Below are 850 nucleotides of genomic sequence, written 5' to 3'. Positions count from 1 at the left end.
GCGAGCACCGCGCGGACCGCCGCCTCTTCCTGCTGCCAGGCGTCGAGCCGGTGCTGGAGGTCGCGATGGGCTGCGTCGTCGAGGAGGGCGGCCGCGGCGGCGGACGGTGTGTCGAACCCGGCGCGGAAGGCCGCGTCGGCGAGTCGCGCGTCGGCGTCCTTCAGTCGCTGGGCGGTGTCCGCCGCGACACGTGCGGCATCCGCGGCCTCGGTGAGCAGCGCGACCTGCCGCTCCAGTTGCGATGCCCGCGCGGCGACACTGCCCGCCGAACCCCGGGCCTGTGTCAACTCCCCCTCCAGGGAGGCCCGTTCGCGATCGAGCGCCTCCCGCAGCGAGCCACGGGACGCCACCCGGCGGGCGGCCTCCTGCTGCGCGGCGAGCCGTCGTTCGCGCTCGCGCTCGGACTGCCCCAGGGCCTCACGCGCCGCGTGCAGCCCGGAAGCGGCGCCGTGCGCCTCGGCGTGTCGTCGCTCCAACTCCTCGGCCAGTTCGGCGAGTTGCCCGGTGGGCAGGTCCCCCGCCTCGGCCGTCGCGGCGGCCAGCGCCTCGCGGACGACCCCGAGCCGCCGCTCCTCCTCGGTGCGCTGTTCATCGGCTCGCTGGTACGCGGCGAGCGCGGCCTCCTCGGCCTGCTGGCCGACGTGTCCGTCGACCTTCCGGGCGGGCGCCGGGTGTTCGGTGGCACCGCAGACGGCACACGCCTCACCGTCCACCAGGCCCGCGGCGAGCTCCGCGGCGATGCCCTTCAGGCGCTGTTCCTTGAGGTCCAGCCAGTGGGCGCGGGCGTCCGTGGCGCGCTCGCGTGCGGCGAGCACGCGCGCGTGGGCCTCGTCCGTGTCCCCGGCGAGCT

Annotated in this window: 1 pseudogene; it reads right to left on the bottom strand. The window is 76.8% G+C overall.

Annotated elements, in window-relative coordinates:
- Positions 1–850, bottom strand: a pseudogene (locus O3Q52_RS53685) (SMC family ATPase); the annotation flags it as partial.

This window comes from Streptomyces sp. ActVer, from assembly GCF_027270795.1.
GTDB classification, from domain to species: Bacteria; Actinomycetota; Actinomycetes; order Streptomycetales; family Streptomycetaceae; genus Streptomyces; species Streptomyces umbrinus_A.
The sequence above is the reverse complement of the archived record's forward strand: the minus strand, read 5'-3'. Positions and strand labels throughout refer to the sequence as shown.